This window comes from Sphingopyxis sp. J-6, from assembly GCF_046603995.1.
GTDB lineage: Bacteria > Pseudomonadota > Alphaproteobacteria > Sphingomonadales > Sphingomonadaceae > Sphingopyxis.
Genome location: NZ_CP145810.1, coordinates 2757126 through 2771432 on the forward strand (window position 1 = coordinate 2757126; position 14307 = coordinate 2771432).

The 14307-nt window shown below is 63.0% G+C and carries 12 protein-coding genes; 7 read left to right on the forward strand and 5 right to left on the reverse strand.

Annotated features, from left to right (window positions below):
- Positions 1-102: 102 nt before the first annotated feature.
- From V6U71_RS13405 to V6U71_RS13415, 3 genes are all read left to right on the forward strand, one after another.
- The gene (locus tag V6U71_RS13405) at positions 103-894 is read left to right on the forward strand and encodes a BON domain-containing protein (RefSeq protein ID WP_411338922.1); all 792 of its coding nucleotides are present in this window, start codon (positions 103-105) and stop codon (positions 892-894) included.
- A gap of 214 nt (positions 895-1108) precedes the next feature.
- The gene (locus V6U71_RS13410; protein WP_411338923.1) at positions 1109-1717 is read left to right on the forward strand and encodes a flavodoxin family protein; all 609 of its coding nucleotides are present in this window, start codon (positions 1109-1111) and stop codon (positions 1715-1717) included.
- Between the two features lie 374 nt (positions 1718-2091).
- Complete coding sequence (locus V6U71_RS13415) at positions 2092-2430, forward strand: hypothetical protein (RefSeq protein WP_411338924.1); 339 nt, start codon at positions 2092-2094, stop codon at positions 2428-2430.
- 185 nt (positions 2431-2615) lie between these two features.
- Here the strand turns inward: V6U71_RS13415 and V6U71_RS13420 are convergent, their stop codons facing one another.
- The 3 genes from V6U71_RS13420 to V6U71_RS13430 all read right to left on the reverse strand — a co-directional run bounded on the left by V6U71_RS13420 (position 2616) and on the right by V6U71_RS13430 (position 7405).
- On the reverse strand, positions 2616-5435 hold the full coding sequence (locus tag V6U71_RS13420; RefSeq protein ID WP_411338925.1) for a CHAT domain-containing protein: 2820 nt from the start codon (positions 5433-5435) through the stop codon (positions 2616-2618).
- 178 nt (positions 5436-5613) lie between these two features.
- Positions 5614-6594, reverse strand: coding sequence for a hypothetical protein (locus tag V6U71_RS13425; protein WP_411338926.1), 981 nt, complete (start codon positions 6592-6594; stop codon positions 5614-5616).
- Positions 6595-6949: 355 nt separating this feature from the next.
- Positions 6950-7405: a hypothetical protein gene (locus tag V6U71_RS13430; RefSeq protein ID WP_411338927.1), complete on the reverse strand. Its 456-nt coding sequence runs from the start codon at positions 7403-7405 to the stop codon at positions 6950-6952.
- 239 nt (positions 7406-7644) lie between these two features.
- On the opposite strand from V6U71_RS13430, the gene V6U71_RS13435 reads away from it, so the two are divergent.
- Complete coding sequence (locus V6U71_RS13435) at positions 7645-7926, forward strand: DUF1153 domain-containing protein (protein WP_411338928.1); 282 nt, start codon at positions 7645-7647, stop codon at positions 7924-7926.
- 89 nt (positions 7927-8015) lie between these two features.
- Here V6U71_RS13435 and V6U71_RS13440 read toward each other — a convergent pair whose 3' ends face one another.
- A complete protein-coding gene (locus V6U71_RS13440) occupies positions 8016-8390 on the reverse strand; it encodes a glycine zipper 2TM domain-containing protein (RefSeq protein WP_058538768.1) in 375 nt (124 codons plus the stop codon).
- Positions 8391-8956: 566 nt separating this feature from the next.
- Between V6U71_RS13440 and V6U71_RS13445 the strand changes: the two genes are divergently transcribed.
- Positions 8957-9403 (forward strand): carboxymuconolactone decarboxylase family protein, encoded by a 447-nt coding sequence (locus V6U71_RS13445; protein ID WP_056350192.1) that lies wholly within the window; start codon positions 8957-8959, stop codon positions 9401-9403.
- A 429-nt stretch (positions 9404-9832) separates the two neighbouring features.
- Here the strand turns inward: V6U71_RS13445 and V6U71_RS13450 are convergent, their stop codons facing one another.
- Positions 9833-11530: a histidine kinase famiy protein gene (locus V6U71_RS13450; protein WP_411338929.1), complete on the reverse strand. Its 1698-nt coding sequence runs from the start codon at positions 11528-11530 to the stop codon at positions 9833-9835.
- A 172-nt stretch (positions 11531-11702) separates the two neighbouring features.
- On the opposite strand from V6U71_RS13450, the gene V6U71_RS13455 reads away from it, so the two are divergent.
- Positions 11703-12476, forward strand: coding sequence for a PAS domain-containing protein (locus V6U71_RS13455; RefSeq protein ID WP_411338930.1), 774 nt, complete (start codon positions 11703-11705; stop codon positions 12474-12476).
- Between the two features lie 78 nt (positions 12477-12554).
- On the forward strand, positions 12555-14210 hold the full coding sequence (locus tag V6U71_RS13460; protein WP_411338931.1) for a PAS domain-containing hybrid sensor histidine kinase/response regulator: 1656 nt from the start codon (positions 12555-12557) through the stop codon (positions 14208-14210).
- Positions 14211-14307 lie beyond the last annotated feature (97 nt).

Sequence of the window (14307 nt, forward strand, 5' to 3'; positions counted from 1 at the left end):
GATCGGGAACTTGCCCCCACTTCATGCGTCGGTTCGGCGGGACGGGGGGTTGCCTCCCTTCCCGGCAACCTGCCCGCCCCCCTCAACAAATGGAGATGGATCATGGACAGGTTCGACGACCGCACCCCGCTCTGGGATTATAGCGACAACAGCAGCCCCGACACCGGCGCATCGTCGGGTCGCTACAACCGCGGCCGCGCAGAGGATGCCTCGCGCGCTTTTGTGGCGATCGAGGAAGACGAGCGCGAGCAGCGCCGCCCGCGCCGCGCCTATCGCGAGCAGGAATATCGCCGCGATAATTGGGAGGCTGAGCGCGCGGGCGACTATCGCCGGCCGGTCCGCCGCGCCGAGCGCTCCGATTGGCCCCGTTACGACCGCACGCCCCGCCGCGACGCCTATTACGATGCTGCCGGCGAAGCCCGAGGCGAGGATCGTTCGCGCGGCGGCAACTACTGGCCGAGCGAGTTCGGCTATTTCCCGGTCGAGGGCTATTCGCCTTACGGCAATTATCCGCGGACGCGCAGCCCCGATTATGACCCGGAGGAACGCGGCTTCCTCGACCGCGCCGGCGACGAAGTGCTTTCCTGGTTCGGCGATCGCGACGCGCGCCGTCGCCGTGAACTCGATCATCGCGGCCGCGGTCCCAAAAGCTATATCCGCTCCGACGAGCGCATCCGCGAGGACGTGAACGACCGTCTCACCGAGGATGTCTGGATCGACGCCTCCGAGATCGAGGTCAGCGTCGCAGATGGCGAAGTCACGCTCTCCGGCACGGTCGAGGATCGCCGGTCGAAGCGCCGCGCCGAAGATGTCGCCGACGACGTCACGGGCGTCAAACATGTGCAGAACAATCTGCGCTACAGCTCGGGCGTCGTCAGTCCCAAGCTCGACTGACCCGGCAAGCCGACAGGAAGGGGCCGCTTTGGCGGCCCCTTCTGGCTGCCCGCGCTCGGCGGCACCGATATTTTCAACATGAACTCCCTGTCGGAACTCGCCCAAGGCGGGTCGAGAGCTGACGCTCATCGTCATTCCGAGTACGCCGCCAGTATGACATCGGAACCAACCGCGACCGGCGCGCGCTTCACCCCGGCGGGGTAAAGGAGACGATATGGCCCCGATTACCGCTACCGCGATCAATTGCTCGCTGTCGGCGCGTGGCCGCAAGAGTTCGACCGATGCCATGCTTGCGGTGCTTACCGAATATTTCGAGGCGGAAGGCGTCCGTGTCGGCAAGCCCATCCGTATCGCCGCGCACAGCATCAAATGGGGTGTCACCTCGAACGAGGGTGGCGGCGACGAATGGCCGCAAATTCGCGAGGCGATCCTCGGCTCCGATATTCTCATCTTCGGCACACCGATCTGGATGGGTCAAGCATCAAGCGTCGCCAAGCTTGTGATGGAACGAATGGATGCCTTCCTGTCGGAGACCGACGACAAGGGGCGGATGCCAAGCTTTTCGAAAGTGGCCGTTGCCGCGATCGTCGGCAACGAAGACGGCGCGCATAATGCTTCGTCGCAAATCTTTCAGGCGCTGAACGATGTGGGATGGACGATTCCCGCTGTCGCCGCCTGCTACTGGGTCGGTGAGGCGATGGGTTCAGTCGATTTCAAGGATCTTCAGCATCGCCCCAGCAAAGTAACCGAGACCGCCAAAATGGTGGCCGCTAATGCCACGCATCTTGCCCGACTATTGAGGGAATCGCCTTATCCCGGCTGAGCAGGTCGATCGCGCGAGCCGTCTGACCTCTTATCCTGCTGCCTTGGCCCGCACATGCTACGAGACAATCAGCAAGCGCTCTTTGGCGCGTCAACCGCTTGTGGCCATTTAAGAACGGCCCGGTTTTGGCGGGAGACGGAGAGAGGCGGACATCCGCGGCGCGCCGGATAGCCACGACCGAAAGCGACCGATTGCGGGCACCGGCTTTGTATGTATCCTCCACTATATGTTTGGGGAGCGACCGATGATCGGCAGGCGGAAGGCAATCACAGCGGTGGCGTGCGCCACGGTTTATGCCGGGAACGGCAATGTCTTGTCAGATATCATCGCCTCGCCCAGACCCTGTATTTGATAAGCAGGCGCAAGAAAAACGTTTGAGACTCGTCGAAAGGTTTTTTGAGAAGATCGGTCAAGCGGGGTCGTTCGAAGAAATCGAGCGCTCGACCGAGAGCATGCGACGGGCCAGTTTTCGGTGGCCCGCTCCGCAACCGTTTCAACTGCTGGAAGCCACGCCAGTGGGCGATCTGGTGATCGCGCGTGCACAAGGAATTGAAGCCACGCCCGAGAATGAGTGCAATCCGTTCGTCACGGTCCACGCTTATTACTCGTTCCATTTCGACCAAGACCAGATCGCTCTGATGAATATGATTAGCTATGGCGCTCTGTGGTCCGCCCCAGAGATACCGGAGGCTATTTTTCTGGAACGAAGCTAACTCGCTCTTGAGCAGCCGACTGCTGCATCCGCTTGCCATCCCATTCAGCCACCTGTTCGCTGCGAGCCAGCGCCGACGCTGGACCTGGCCGGTAGCGACGGGCGGATGCAAGACCAAATTTGCTCTCAGCGGACGTTTGGAGGGCGACCTGAACTCATAACGCACTGCGAGCACCCGAACTCCCGCTACCGCACGCCCCGGTCGGTGGTCCCGACAAACACGAGCGGCGCCCAAACCGCCGGAGACGAGGTATCGTCTTTTGCACGAAGCGCCAGTATCGCCTGCCGGAACGCAGCCCCCGGAGCGCCGGGATGCTTTTCGATGCCTGCAAAGAGATGCGTGACGATTTCGGCCCCGGCCTCATCGTCGAGCGGCCAGTGCGACACCAGAAGCGAACCCGCGCCAGCATAAAAGAAAGACTGCGCCAAGCCCGACAGCCCGTCCGCTTCGGCGCTGCCGTTCGAACTTGCCGTGTTGCACGCCGACAGTACGACGATATCCGCTGCGAGCTTCAGTTGCGCGGCTTCCGAGGCGGTGAGAAGACCATCCTCCCTGTCGGACTGCGCCCCCGCTAATGGCGGCGTGAAGACGAGACCCGGCTCGCCATCGAGCCCCGTCTCGCTCGCCAGCAGACCGTGCGTCGAAAAGAGGACATAGCGTGCATTGGCCAGCCCGGGATTCGACTTGACCGATCCCTCGGTCGCCGCGGAGCCCATAAGAGCAATAGTCTGTCCAGGATCGAACATCGATCGCACGCCCTCGATCTCGCGGCGCGTGCCTGGAAGCGAAGGCATCGCCATGATCCGGGCCGGGTCCGCTATGCCACGCTGGAACAGTTCCGAATATTCCACGATACCCCGGTCGTCGCCTGGATGACCCTTGAGCGCCGGATCGCCCGCAGCGAACAGGATCGTCTGCGATGGCGGACGATTGCGTCCGGGTCCAGGGCCGCAACCGGCCGGGCGATCACCCGCAGGCCGAAGCAGGCAACGCAACGAGTAAAGGCTTGAAACCGACGGCAGCGTCGAAATCTCGTAACGATCAATCAGAAATTGCGGCTTCTGCGTGTCGGCACCCGCGGTGACGAACAAGGTCAACGGCAGGCTGCTCAGCGGACCTGGCGTCACGGTCATCAGACGTGTTGCGCCGCCGAGGGACGTTTCGATGGGCGCAATGAGCTCCTGATACAGATTGTGCGCAAGCTGCTCGTCGAAATTGTCGACGCTCCCGGCCCAGCGCTCGCGAAGGTCGCGCTTGATCTGACCGCGCAGCCGCTCAACGCTCTTCGCCAAGGCATCGCGGGTCAGGCGCGAACGATGCCATGTAAATCCCGAGCGCGTCAGAACAAAGACCGACGTGCCCCGCTCGTCAGAAAGGAAGAAAAGAACGGCTTCGTCCTTGTCGAGCAGCGCCTGCACTCGTTCGGCGGCGATCGGCCGAGGCTTGACGAGCTGATCATAGGCGGGGTCGATCGCGGCGATCTCCTCGGTCGACATTTCGTCCATCACGGCATCAACGTCGCGCAAATAGAATTTTCCGAGCAACTCGCGATCGGTATCGGGGCTGCCGGGAACCGATAGCCATTGCGCGATCTCGCGGTTGAGCGACGCAACGCTCGCGCGCACCTCCTCGCGGAACCGCTCCTTTTCCGCGACCGGGCCGTTGCTGCGCGATGTGCGTGCCGAAACCTTGGCGAGTGTCGCCGCGGTCTCGCCGATCGACGACCATTGGGCCGCCTCGAACGCTTCTCCGCGCGTGAGCGAGCTCGCCGCTTCGGGAAGAAGGGCGCCGAGCAGTCCCTCAAAGACGGGACGGTAGCGCCGGACGGCGCGAACAAGCCCCTCGGTTGTGTCGGCCGCCTCGACCCGCGCCACCGCGCCTGAGACAGCCTGCCGATATTCGGCCGCGGCATCGGCGTGCTGCCCTGGATCGAGCGCGAGGATGGCGGCGCCGCGCGCCGCATGCGCATCGATGCGCCGGTCGTCGCTCCTGTCCCAAGTCGTATCGACGACCGGCATTGCCTCGGCGAGAATCGGGGCGCCTTCGTTAGCGCGCCCCTCAGCGACGAGCGCAGCGCCGAGCCGGGTCCGAAATTCGAGACGCGACGCGCCTCGCCCGCCGCGGAGCAGGTCCGGCTCGGCATCGAAGCGCGCCACCGCCTTTGCCATGTTCCCGCTCCGCGCGAGAAAAGCGATCTCGTCGCGGGCGAGGCGACCCCGGACTGCCGCCCAGTCATCGGGGTCCCATCCCTCGCCGTTATGCTCGCGTTCCCATTCATACCTGGCCGCCGCCTCGACATAATCCGCAGCGCCACCGGCCGCTTCGCGCGGCACCAACGCCGCAACCGCCAGAAAATCGGGGAGCGCGCGTTTAGCTTCGGGGGAGCCCATCATTGCCAACGTCGAGAGCAGGCTGTCGGCGGCGGCGAGATAACCGCGCGCCTCCTCATTGCGGCCCTGCAGCGCAAGGTTGCGGGTCAGCCGCAGGAGCGATGTGCGGAGCGCCGCATCGGAGAGCCGCTCGGTTCCCTGGAACTCCATTGCCCGCACGATGTTGTATCGCAGCCCGTCCCGCAAATACTGCTCGCCTTCTACCGGCCAGCCGTAGAGGGACAGCATCTCGCCGAGGTTGCCGAACGCCGACGCGAAGATCGGCCCATCGGAGCCCTTTAGCCTGTTCACCTGGGCGTGGAGGAGGCGCGCGGTGCGAAGGGCCATACCTTCGCCCTTTTCGTCGCGATCGAAATCACCATGATCCACCGCCCAGGCGGTCAGCGCATCGCTTTGCAAGGCGAGCAGTCCGACGCAAGGATCGGACCCTTTGCCCGCGACGCAAGCTTCATGCTCGCGGCGTGCCAAAGTCATCGCTTCGTCATAGCGTTTGGCGGCGAGCGCATCGTTCAGCTCGGCACTCGCGGGAACGGGGTCGACGGACAGCTTGGCGGAAACCTCGGGCGCCGCCAAGGCAAGCGCCCCGAAGAGCAACCATGATTTGTACCGGATCAATTGCACGCCCCCTGCCCTAGCGCGACCCCTGACCGACCTATCGCGGCGCGCGAAGGACGCAAGCAAGATCGCTGCGCCTCACCGGCCTCGCGATCGCCGCCTCGGGCGCCAAAGCACTATTTCGAACACCCGCAGTGCTCGTGAAACCGATTTGTGCAAGCTCGGCAGCGGCAGACGGCTACATGCCGGGGACGGCTCCGCCCGACAGCGCTTCTTGCACGCAGGCCTGCTGGAAAGCGCGTGCGGCGCCCGGGTCGGCGCGAGCGAGCGCCGTGACCGCCGACGTGGCCGCGGCGCGGCGTTCCTCGGAGAAATCCTCCGTCCGGATGTCCCACCAGTCGCGCACCTGCCAGCTCGGCCCCGATACCTGTCCCTCGGCGGCGAGCTGCCCGACGAACATTTCCACATGCGCGCGGCACGCGGCCTCGTGGGCGCCGCTCTCGCCGCCGGATGGCGCCGAAGCGGTCCGCTGCGCGCGTTGCGCGCGGTAGCGCGCGAGCAGCGTGCGGCCGTCGATTGCGGGCACACGCTTAACCTGCTGGGCCGGATCGCGACGGCAGATCATTCTCAGACTATGGTCCGCCAGGTCGTTAGCCGGCTTCGCGGCCTCACCCTTGCCGAACGACCGCAGCTTCGCGCCCGAACTCGAGAAGGCGGCGCCCCCGAGCAGCTGCGACTTGAGCGCAAGGCAGTCGGCGCGGTAGGTCGCCGCCGTATACGCCGCTCCGTCGGCATCATCCTGCGGCAGCGTGAAGGCGGCCGCGAAATCGAGCGTCCCGTTGCCGCGATCGACCCAGTGAAGGTCAAAATATTTGGCGCCGTTCGGCCCCAGCGTGTCCGGCACGATGCCTGCGCTCCCTTCCTTGGCGAGGATCGCCGCAAGCTCGTCGCCAAGCGCGACCACTTCGTCGTCGGGCGCGACGGCCAAGGCGAGCCGATACTGGCCAGCGGCGCCATCGATCAGGCCGAGCGCGACGTAAGCGCGTGCCAGATCGCGATGCCACGCGGGCAAGATCGCGAGCATATGATGGCGCGGGGCCACCAGCGTTTCGAGGATGCCCGCCGCTTCGGCAGGGTGACCCGCGTCGATCGCTTGCGCTGCGATCCGAGCGGCGGCGGCATCCCTGTCGGCCTGGCTGCCGTCAACGGCTGGAGGCACGGAAGCGCCGACTGCCGCGGAAGGGCCGATGACCGCGAGGAGGAACCCGGCGATGACATGCCGGCAATGGGTCGCGCCTCGCTTCGCCTGATGCCTCACAAGGTGAGCCTTTGTCCCGCCCGGCCGCGGCGCATCCACTCTCATCGCCGATCCTCCATCATTTTACTGCCCTAGTTCCCTCACCCGCGCCCGCTTCTCGCATCGCGGCCGACAGAACAAAAAGATCGGAACCCTTTCATCGGAGCAAGCTGGTTCGCCTGTTTTGCGGCGAGAACTCACATGCAAAAATCAGGCCAGATTTGACGTGAGCGCTATCGTTTGCCGCGCAGCGACTGGCCTTCGCTTCTTTCATCGCTCACTTGCGATATTGCCATTGATATTCCGGAATATTGCCCTTGCGAAGGAAAGCGGCGGTCCAGAAATTGATCGTCAGGCCTGGCTTGCCGCCGTAAGCTGCCGACTGCACAAAAGCATGCGTAGGACAAGCTATGGTGTCCGACCGCGAGGTGTCGATCAATTCAAGGCATTGGCCGACGAACCGTGCCGACTTGGGTCCGGTCGATTCCACGCCCGTGATGCGAGCGATGACGGTTCCAGGAGGTGCCGCGATCTTCTTGAGGTATGGATCAGCGGTGTCGTTTTCCACGATCGTTACCACGCCATTTGCCACGGACAGCTTGATCTTGTGGTCGACGCCATACCATTCGCCATCGATCGCCTTGGCCGGATTTGCCGGCAAGTCAGGCACCGTCTGAGCCTGCGCCGGTACTGCCATCAGCGCCAACGCCACCATCATATTCGCAGTTCGCATCTGTTTTCCCCCCGTTACAGCATTGAGGCTGCAGCATTCCGCCCAGCCTGGCAATAGCGGCGATCATTGAGAGGGTCGCAGCGCTCCCTTCGACACGCAGTTTGGCCCGTCGCCACCCATGATCGACGAACGGTTGGCCGCATACAATGCTCCTCCGCAACCTCTTGTTAACCTCGAAACCGCATTTTTGCCGCGGGGGGCACTCATACGGCAGCAGCCGAGCGAATGGAGAGTTCGCAGTGCTCGAATTTAGGACAAGGCCGACATCGGTCGCCGGGCCGGTGGGGCCGCTGACAATCGACGATCTGCCCTCATCGACGGCAGGCTATTGGGTCGCGCGCCGCAAGGCGGAGTTGCTTGCCGCGATCGATGGCGGATTGATCGGGCTGGCCGACGACTGCGCAAGATACCGTCTCAGCGGCGAAGAACTGGAATCGTGGCGCCGCACTATCGACCGGGCGGGCATAGCCGGTCTGCGCGTGACGAAGGCACCTCGCCCGCGGGATCAGACTGTCGGATAGATTTTTCGTCACCGCCCGCACCCCCACTGCGTGCGGTGTCCAAGGGGACGGCGCGAGCAGACTGGTCCCTCTCGCGCCGTCCTTTCACATCAGCGGCATTTCAGTTCACCGCGATCGATAGCCCGTCCGAGCAAGCCACCGCCGGCCGCGCCGATGATTGTGCCGACCGTGCGATCACGCCCTCCATCGAGTTCGCGCCCGACGAGCGCACCGACGGCGGCGCCGATGATCAATCCGGTCGTGCCATTCTCGCGGCGGCAGTGGTAGCGGCCATCTTTGCTCCGCCAAATACGGTCGTTGTGCGAAATGCGGCGAGGCTCGTAGTAGCGCCCATATCCGTCATAAAGACCACGATCCTTGGCGCGCTTGCCGTGCGCCGGTGCCCAAGGCGGCGGATCCGCCAGCGCCGGGCCAGCGGGGACGGCGAGTGCAGCGAGGACCGCAGCGGCGATATATTTTTTCATGGCCCGTCTCCTTCAATCATGGACCGGACGTAGCGGCGCGCAGCCGAACACCGGCTGAACAAACCGCATGAGCGGCCGATTGCCTACCGAACGGTTCCTATCTGAAGCAACCGGTGGTCGACGTCCAATGCGCGCCAGGGCAGCTCTTTTGGCGCAGCGGTACAATAATTACCCGGCCCTCGACATTATCTGCGCCGTGCGACCCAGGAGACCTCGTCCTTTCAGGAAACCGAGATCTTCATCTGACGCCCGCACGGTTTCGGCCGCGCGGGCGTCTTTTTTGGCGCTTGCCGGTTGGCGATTGGAATGGCCGATTGGGTCGGGCGGCTTTCAACTCCAATTCCAGATATGCGGACATTCCGTCGCTGTACGACAATGCCGTGGCCCCTCGTTTCTTGGCGCGGCCTGATCGGTACACTGCGCTAGATCAATCTCGGACCTTTCTTCCGATCCCATTCGACAGCATTCGGTCCACCGGCATTTTTTGCGCGGGATGTCACAGCGGAAGAATCCCGCTCGTCAGGCATGGTGACGCCTATTTTGGCTCAGGAAGAAAGGAAGATCAGATGAACCGGTTGAATTGGTCCGAAGTGGCTCCCGCTGGAGCGAAGGCGCTCTACGGTGTGCACCATTATGTCACCACCAGCACGGCCCTACCTGAAGAACTGATTCACCTCGTCTTCCTCCGGGTCTCGCAGATCAACGGATGCGCTCACTGCATCGATCTGCATACCCGGGACCTTCTCAAGACCATGCCGATCGACAAGATCGCGCTGCTTCCGGTGTGGCATGAAGTCCCGCATCTGTTCCCAGACCAATATCGCGCGGCTTTGGCCTGGGCGGAGGAAGTCACGCGTGTCAGCGAGACCCATGCTTCCGACGAGGCCTATTCAGCAGCAGCCGAGGCATTCGAGCCGAAAGACCTCGTGGACCTGACGATCGCGATCGCGGCGATGAACGCCTTCAACAGGCTTGGCGCACCATTCCGTCTTCCGGTTGCGGTCAAGCCCTGAGGCGCGAGAGCTGCTCCCTTTTTGGCGTCGCGGTACAATATCAGGTCTACCAGCGAAGCTAGGCGCGCCATGCGACCCAAGAGAGCTCTTCCTTTCAGGAAACTCAGCTCTTCATCTTACGCCCGTCCGATTTCGATCGGGCGGGTGTTCTTTTTCGGCAAATCGTTCGTTGTGGCCGACAGGAGACAGTCTGCTGATGGCATCAGAATGCAAGGAGCTGCCATTAGGTCCGTTGCGGCAGATTGCAGCTCGGGCTTCGTTGGCGAGAATGGTCAGCGACGGTCCCGCGGTCTGGACAATTTACAGGTGCGACACTGCAAGTGCGCTTGGGTGCGAGGTCGCAACGTCAGCCGTTGAGGCATTGACCGAGACCGGGGGCTTGGTTTCTGAAGTGCAACAGGCCGTTTACCCACCGGGCGATTGAAACGATCATTCCTCGGCAGCACCGAAGTCAGACGGGCGTCGCCGAGCAGAATTTTCATCCCTGTGCGCCAGCGCCTGTGCGATGCGATCGAGCAGGTCGGCCCGGCGATAGGGTTTGCCAAGCACGTCACGCTCGCTGCGAAGTGGTCCTTCGACGACTAAGTCCTCGTTATAGCCCGTGGTCATCAACACGGGCACTTGAGGTGCGAGCCGCCGGACTGCTTCCGCGAGCGCAATGCCATCCAGGTTTCCGGGCATCACCAAGTCGGTGAAGACTAGATCCACCATGTCGGTGGCAAGCAGGTGCTCAAGCGCCACGAGACCCGCGTCACCATTCTCCGCGACCGTTACGCGATAACCAGCGTCCTCGAGATTTTCGCGCGCCAGCGCGCGGACTTCGGCATCGTCTTCGACCAAGAGAATATGGGCCTCGCCGCGTTCGACAGACTGTTTCGGACCCGCAACCGGCAATTCCGCATCGTCAGATGTCGAGACGGGGAAAAGAATGCGAACGGTGGTGCCCTTGCCGACCTCGCTCTCGATTTCGAGCCGCCCCCGCGATTGCAGAACGAAGCCGCTCGCCATCGCAAGGCCCAGCCCTGTCCCCTTCCCGGTAGCCTTGGTCGTGAAAAACGGCTCCACCGCCCGCGCGATCACATGCTGCGCCATGCCTTCGCCCTCGTCGACGAGCTCGACCGAGATATAGTCACCCGGAGAGAGTCCCCGGGCCGGTGCATCGCCGTTCAGATGGACCTTCGCCGTTGCAATCGTCAGGACGCCGCCTCCCGGCATGGCGTCGCGCGCGTTTAGCGCAATATTGAGGATCGCCATCTCGAGCTGCTCGGGATCGACGACCGCCTTTGGAAGGCCGCGCCGGAGCGACAGGTGCAGTTCGATGCGGCCGCCGAGCGATGCCTCAAGCATGTCGGCGAAGCCGTTGATGCAATCGTTCACATCGACAGCCCTGGGCGTCAGCCTCGTCTTGCGCGCAAACGCGAGGAGCTGGCCCGTGAGTTTGGCGCCGCGCTCCGCTGCCCCGCGCGCACGCGCTAGATAGCTTCGTTGTTTCTCATCCTCGATCCGGGTCCCGAGCAATTCGAGATTACCGTTCACGACCTGAAGCAGATTGTTGAAATCATGCGCGAGCCCGGCGGTGAGCTGACCGATTGCCTCCATCTTTTGGGCCTGCTGCGACGCCTGTTCGCTCTCTCGCCGCCGCGTCACATCGAGCTGGCTTGCGAAGAAATGCAGAAGCTTGCCGCCAGTGTCATAAACCGGTCCGATAAAGACCGCATTCCAGAACGGCGTCCCATCGCGCTTGTAGTTCAATATCTCGAGGGCGATCGACTGGCGGTTCGCGACTGCAGACCGGAGGTCCGCGACAAGCTCGCGATCGGTTTGCGGCCCTTGCAGGAAACGGCAGTTCCGCCCGAGAACCTCGGTCTCTTCATAGCCGGTCAGATCGAGGAAGGCCTTGTTCGCGAAGACGATCGGATTATCGGCAATGTTCGGATCGGTCAGGATCATCGGCATCCTGGTCATCTCGATTGCGGCGAAGAAGATATTGCTTCGCTCGTCGAGGCCAGAATGGGTCAGCGTGGTTTCGCGTCGATGATCGCCAAGAGTGGCCCCAGCCGAAGGTTCGGTCCCGCTCGCTCCGGCGTCGAGCTCCTCATGATCTGTCACGCGGTCAACAGCCTCCATTTCGCCCGCTTAGCGGGCGGCTCATCGTGATACCCCATACGCCCCCGTGCGGATTTTGTTGCAAAGTGGCGTGGCTCTTACCGGAACGAAATCGTCCCTATAACGTTCATCCGCGGGGAAATTGTCAAGGGTCGGCCAAGGTGGCGGATCGTCCCATGCGAACGGGAGACGCATGCCACGATCCGATCAGCTAAGCCGCGAGGAATTGCTTGAGCGTCAGGCATTTCAACTCGCCCTGCTTACAGAGCTGCGCGATCTCGCGGACCCCGTGGCGATCCTCGCGGCAGCGGCCACGCGGCTCGGCACCCATCTCGGCGCGGCACGGTGCGGATTCGCTTCGAACGCCGGCGAGGCCGGCCTGAGAATCGCGTCTGAATGGACGAAAGACGGCGCGTCGCGCAGCGGCGAGGTTTCACGATTGCAGGGAGCGACGAACGGCGAGCTCGCCAAAGGTGACACCGTAGTCACGACGGGACACAAATCAGATGACCATTCGCGGCACGATATTGCGGTAGAGATTCTCTGTCCCATGACACGCGAAGGCGTGCTGGAATCGCTGCTTTACGTAGAAAAGGACGCGCCGCACGCATGGACGACGGGCGAAATTGCGCTCGTCGAGGATGTCGCGCTTCGCATTCGCGAGGCGGTCGATCGTGCGCGCAGCGACGCGGCGCTCAAGGCCAGTCGCGAAGAACTTGAGCTCGCGACACGCGCCGCCGAGCTTGGTCGTTATGATTATCGCCCGCGCGAAGGGAGTCTTTCCTGGGATGACCGGTGCCGTGCGCTCTTCGGTCTGTCGCCGGGAGTTCCGGTCAGCTACGAAAGCGCATTTCTCGCCGGCCTCCACCCCGATGATCGCGAGCGCGCAGACCGCGCCGTCGCCGCGGCGCTCGATCCCGATGGAAGTCACCGGTTCGACGTCGAGTATCGGACGGTTGGGGTCTAAGACGGGGCTCTTCGTCACATTCGTGCCCAGGGCCTCGCATTTTTCGACGGCCGAGAGCCTGTTCGGCTCATCGGCACCGTGCAGGATGTTACGCGCGACCGCGAGGCCAGCGCCAGGCTGCGCGAGGTCGAGGAGCGCCTTCGTCTAGCGGGACGCGCCACGAACGATGCGATCTGGGACTGGGATTTTCGGACCAATCATGTGACGTGGAACGCCGCTCTTGAAAGCGCTTACGGTCACAAGCCCGACGACGTTGTCCCGACCGGCGAATGGTGGCTAGCGCAAATTCACGCTGAAGACCGCGCGCGGATCGATGCGAGTATCCATCATGTGATCGACGGAGGCGCGAGTGACTGGACTGACGAATATCGCTTTCGCCGTGCGGACGGGAGCTTCGCCGACGTTCTCGACAGAGGCTATGTCATTCGCGGTGAAGATGGCGCGCCGATCCGGATGGTGGGCGCAATGCTTGATGTATCGGCTCGCAAAGCGGTAGAGCGCCGGCTTCAGCAGGAGCGCACGCGGCTGGTTGAAGAAGTCAAAGAAACCGCGGCGGAGCGTGACCGTGCCGAAGAGGCGCTCAGGCAATCGCAGAAGATGGAAGCTGTCGGCCAGCTCACAGGCGGCATCGCGCATGACTTCAATAATCTGCTGACCGGCATTTCGGGGTCGCTTGAAATGATGCAGATCCGCATCGCTCAGGGACGCGTCGCGGAGATCGACAAATATTCGGTTGCCGCGCAGGGCGCGGTCCGGCGTGCCGCTGCGCTCACGCACCGCCTACTCGCCTTCTCCCGCCGTCAGACGCTCGATCCCAAGCCGTGTGACGTGAACCGGCTGATCTTCGACATCGAGGAATTGGTGCGCCGAACGGTGGGCCCCTCGATCACGGTGGAGACGGTAGGCAAGGCGGGATTGTGGACGACGCTGGTGGACACCAATCAGCTCGAGAACGCCATTCTCAACCTGTGCATCAACGCGCGCGACGCGATGCCCGAGGGCGGACGGATCACGATCGAGACGGCCAATAAATGGCTCGACGGACGCGGCGCAAGAGAACGCGATCTCGAACCCGGCCAATATGTGTCCCTCTGCGTGACCGACACCGGGACGGGCATGACCGACGATGTCGCCGCGCGCGCTTTCGATCCCTTCTTCACGACCAAGCCACTTGGCGAAGGAACAGGCCTCGGCCTGTCGATGATTTACGGGTTTGCTCGTCAATCGGGGGGACAGGTTCGTATCTACAGCGAGGTCGGGATGGGAACGACCATGTGCATTTATCTTCCCCGCTACATGAGCGTTGAGGAACCAGAAACCGTCGATTCCGATCCGCCCGCGCCAACATCGATCGATGGCTCCGCGCCGGCACGCGGCAATGTGCTGGTCGTCGACGATGAGCCGACGATCCGCATGCTCGTCGCCGAAGTGGCCGAGGAATTGGGCTATCAGGTTCTCGAGGCGTTCGACGGGCCGAGCGCGATGCGGATCCTGCAGGCAAAGAAGGTCATCGATCTTCTGATCACCGACGTCGGTCTACCTGGCGGCATGAACGGACGGCAGATAGCCGATGCCGCTCTCAGCCTTTGCCCTAGCCTGAAAATTCTTTTCATCACGGGCTATGCGGAGAATGCTGTCATCGGAAGCGGGAGGCTCGCGCCTAACATGGCGCTCATTACCAAGCCTTTTGCGATGGATGCGCTCGCGCACCGGATTCGCGAAATCATGGCTTGAATGCGATCATAAACACGTGTTGCTCGCCGAGCCGCAACGCTGCTTTGATGCCGCTGTGTAACGTTGTGCTATAAACTGCGCTGCTCGCCGCCTCGAA

Excerpts from the sequence above, each read along its gene's own strand:
- V6U71_RS13410 (WP_411338923.1), top strand. The coding sequence starts at position 1,109 with ATGGCCCCGATTACCGCTACCGCGATCAATTGCTCGCTGTCGGCGCGT.
- V6U71_RS13405 (WP_411338922.1), top strand. The coding sequence starts at position 103 with ATGGACAGGTTCGACGACCGCACCCCGCTCTGGGATTATAGCGACAAC.
- V6U71_RS13440 (WP_058538768.1), bottom strand. The coding sequence starts at position 8,390 with ATGAAAAAATATATCGCCGCTGCGGTCCTCGCTGCACTCGCCGTCCCC.
- V6U71_RS13430 (WP_411338927.1), bottom strand. The coding sequence starts at position 7,405 with ATGCGAACTGCGAATATGATGGTGGCGTTGGCGCTGATGGCAGTACCG.
- V6U71_RS13445 (WP_056350192.1), top strand. The coding sequence starts at position 8,957 with ATGAACCGGTTGAATTGGTCCGAAGTGGCTCCCGCTGGAGCGAAGGCG.
- V6U71_RS13450 (WP_411338929.1), bottom strand. The coding sequence starts at position 11,530 with ATGGAGGCTGTTGACCGCGTGACAGATCATGAGGAGCTCGACGCCGGA.
- V6U71_RS13455 (WP_411338930.1), top strand. The coding sequence starts at position 11,703 with ATGCCACGATCCGATCAGCTAAGCCGCGAGGAATTGCTTGAGCGTCAG.